Source organism: Tissierellales bacterium (genome assembly GCA_035301805.1).
Lineage (GTDB): Bacteria > Bacillota > Clostridia > Tissierellales > DATGTQ01 > DATGTQ01.
Map to the genome: position 1 here is coordinate 1 of DATGTQ010000077.1, position 4,057 is coordinate 4,057.

3 protein-coding genes are annotated in these 4,057 nt (G+C 29.8%); all 3 read left to right on the top strand.

Annotation, left to right across the window (positions count from 1 at the left end; all coding sequences use genetic code 11):
- Nucleotides 1-1,874, top strand: a 1,874-nt coding sequence (locus VK071_03260) for a condensation domain-containing protein (GenBank protein ID HLR34330.1), incomplete at its 5' end; no start/stop codon positions are given.
- Between the two features lies 1 nt (nucleotide 1,875).
- Nucleotides 1,876-3,657: an ABC transporter ATP-binding protein gene (locus tag VK071_03265; protein HLR34331.1), complete on the top strand. Its 1,782-nt coding sequence runs from the start codon at nucleotides 1,876-1,878 to the stop codon at nucleotides 3,655-3,657.
- Nucleotides 3,647-4,057: hypothetical protein (locus tag VK071_03270; protein HLR34332.1), on the top strand; the 411-nt coding region annotated here is incomplete at its 3' end. The genes VK071_03265 and VK071_03270, both read left to right, overlap by 11 nt.

The window sequence follows — 4,057 nt, forward strand, 5'->3', positions numbered from 1 at the left end:
TTTCGGATAAGGATAAAGCCATTTTAGCCTATGTAGTAATGAATGAAGGAGAAGAATTAGATGTATTTAAATTAAAAGAGGGGTTAAAAGAAGTATTACCTGAGTATATGATTCCTCAGTATTTTAAAGCCATAGATAAGATACCTTTAACTGTTAATGGAAAGCTTGATAAAAGAGCTTTACCGGAAATTGAGTACGAAAGACAAAATGAATATGTGGAGCCAAAAGAAGAAATAGAAAGATTATTAGCTGAAACTTTTGAAGAAGTTTTAGGTATGGAGCCCATTGGACTTGAAGATAGTTTCTTTGAATTAGGGGGGGATTCTATAAAGGCTATTCAAGTATCTTCCATAATGAGAGAGAAAGGATATAGTCTTAATATTAAAGACATTATGGAATTACAAACTGTAGGAAAGATTTGTAGTTCAAATGTTATGGAAAAGGATGTTGATGAATATAATCAAGAACCAATATCAGGAAATATACCTTTTTCTCCAATACAAAGTAGATTCTTTGAATTAGATTTGGAAAATAAAAACCATTTTAATCAATCTATAGTTTTGGAAATGGATTCACCTTTAAAGGGAGACATTCTTAAAAAATCATTAAAAGAAATAGTAATATATCATGATATGTTAAGGGCAATTTATGACCCAGAACAAAGAATTCAATCTCCTAATGAAACTAAGGATTTAATAGTGTTCAATGAGGTATTTATAGAAGAAATGTTAGAAAAAAATATTAGGGAAGAAGTTGAGAGAATTACTAAATATGAACAAAGTACTATGAATATAGAAAATGGGCCTTTGCTTCATGCAGTATTATTCCATACTAATAATAAAGACTATCTTATGATATGTATACATCATTTAGCAGTAGACGGTGTTTCTTGGAGAATATTAACAACGGACATTTTCACAGTCTATAATCAGATAGAAAAAAATGAAGAAATTAATTTACCAAGGAAAACAGCTTCATATTTGGATTGGATAGAGAACCTAAAAGAATTTGGAGAAAGTAATGATGGAAAGAAGGATGAAGAGTATTGGATGAATGTTGTATCTGAAGGGAAAATAGCAGATAGATTATTTTCCAAACCATTAGTACAATATAGTGATAAAAAACGAATGGCTGTATCAAGTTTTTCATTTTCCAAGGAAAAGTGTATAAGAATGATGGAAAGATATCAGGAGATTTTCGGCCTTGAAACTAATGAGTTTTTTATTACAGCTTTAAGTATGGTGTTAAATAAGTGGAAAAACATATCATCTTATGTATTGGAAATTGAAACCCATGGTAGAGAAGAACTCCATAAGGATATTAATATTAACCGGACTGTAGGTTGGTTTACTAATTTATTTCCATTAGTCCTAAGTACTAGTTCTAATGTAAATCATATGGTAATGGAAGTGAGAAGATGGTTTTTAAAGATTCCTAATAAAGGCATGACCTATGGAATATTAAAGTATTTAAATGGTAATAAGTCGTTAGACATACATGCCGATGTAGGTTTTAACTTCTTAGGTGATACTTCTATGAAAAATAACAATCTTAAAGGAGTAAGATACTGTAATAAATTTAATCAATTTGATATTGATTTAGAAAATATATTATTTCATCCTCTAACAGTAAATGGAGCCTATGTTAAGAATAGTGTAGTATTTACTAATTATTATGATACTTCATTTATTAATGAAAATGATATGATTGAGTTTAAAGATTGTTTCATAGAGGCTCTTAATGACCTATATAACTTTGCATATTCTGATTTAATGCCTAAAGAACGAGTAAATATTGTAGAGGAAGTAAGTGATATAGACTTTTCCAATGTAGAAGTAGATATACTTAATGAGCTAATAGGGGAGATGGAATAAAATGATTAAAAGAAGAGCAATTAAAACATCTTTAGTAGGTCCACCTAAAAGTGAGGATAAAAAACTTTCAGGGTATATATATGAAGATAATAAGAAAACGTACTTCTTAGCAGTGTTTTTTTCAATAATATCCTATATGCTTAGTCTAGGAGTTGCCATTATACTAAAGCAATACATTGATAAGGGAATTATTGGAGGGTTTCAAGAGCTTTATCGTTTAATATTTATTTCCTTGGTTTTTATAGGAATAAATATATTAGTCAATTTAATTGAAGTTATTACTGTAAATAAATTTACTAAAAAAGCATTAAAGAATTTAAAAGGAGTAATAACGGAAAAAGTTTTGGCTTTAAGACTTAAGGATTTTAATAAAGAGAAAACTGGAACCTATATTTCTATGTTGAATAATGATTTAACGATTATAGAGCAAGATTATATTCGTGGTGGTATTACATTAATATCCCAAAGCGTTATGATAATTGCGGGTATACTTCTTATGTTTTATATGAATTGGAAGTTAGCAATATGTGTATTAGTATCCTGTGTACTACCTTTAATTGTTTCAGCTATATTTAATAAAAAATTAGAGGTTGCTCAGAATAAGGTGTCTACAAATAATAGTAAATATACTTCCTTTATCAAAGATATACTTACAGGGTATCCAGTAATTAAAAGTTTCAACATTGAAAAAGAAATACTTAAATTATCAGAAAATAAGGTAGATGACCAAGAAAGGGCTAAAGAAAAATACCAAATATTGCTTGGTATTGTAATGTCCTTGACTCAAAATAGCACTATTGTAATTGTAATATTAATCTTTGTTATAGGAGCTTGGCTTACTATAAAAGGGCAAATGACCCTGGGTGGGATATTTGCTTTTGTACAACTTCTTAATAATGTAACCTCTCCTATAAACGAAGTAGTTTCGGGTGTGGCTAAAAAGAAAGCTAGTGTACAACTATTAGAAAAATCCGATAAGATATTAAGCAAAGAAATAGAAACGGGCATTAAAGTCCAAAAGTTCCAATTAGAAAAGAGTATCAAAGTAAAAAATATGAGTTTTGCATTTGAATCAAATGGTGAAAATGTGCTGGAAAATATTGATTTAGTCTTTGAAAAAGGGAAAGCTTATGCAATTGTTGGGTTAAGTGGTAGTGGAAAGTCTACATTACTTAAACTTTTAGCAGGATATTATGATTGGTTTGAAGGAAGTATTTATATTGATGACGTTGAAATACGGGATATTGCTGAAGGATCTTTAACCCAATTGTATAGTATGGTACAACAAGATACTTTTGTTTTTGATGATACTATTGAAGAAAATATTAAACTTTACAGGGAGTGGCCAGAGAGTCAAGTAAACTTTGCTATTAAGAATGCAGGCATGGCTCCTTTCCTTGAAGAAAGGGGAGGATTGACAACTTTCTGTGGAGAAGGTGGTATGGAGTTATCTGGTGGGGAAAAGCAAAGAATTTCTATTGCAAGGGCATTACTTAAAGAGCCACCAATACTACTTATGGATGAGGCTACTTCTGCTTTAGATTTAAAAACAACTAGGAAATTAGAAACTTCTCTTAGTGAATTAGAGGATATGACAAGAATAGCTATAACTCATAAAGTGGATGAAGAATTATTAAAGGACTATGATTGTATTATAATGATGAAGGATGGAAAGATTGCTGAAATGGGTAATATTAATGAATTATTACAAAGAAAGGGAGAGTTCTATTCACTTTGCAAATTAAGTGATGAACTTAATAAGGTGGAAAATTATGAAGAATAAAAAGATTATACTAATGATTATACTACTTATTTCTGTTGTTTTAACCGCATGTTCTGTTGAATCTCATGAAAGGGGAGACAATGGAAACGAAAATATTAAAGAGAAAGATGTAAATGCAAGTAATAAGGAAGACACGAACCAGGAAGAAAATAAAAATGATAAGAAGGTTAATAATATGGAACCTTATTCAATTGTAATTGATAAAGTACAAAATAAGGCAACAAAGCCAGTAGGGGATATAGTATTTGATGAAGGCTTCGATGGAATCTGTGAGATAACAGGTAGTGATTCAGATCTTATTTCCATATCAATAGATGAGAATAAAAGAACCATAGATATAACTAGTGATAAAAGATACTTAGATACTGGTGGCGATTTAGTAATAAAACTTGGTGTACCA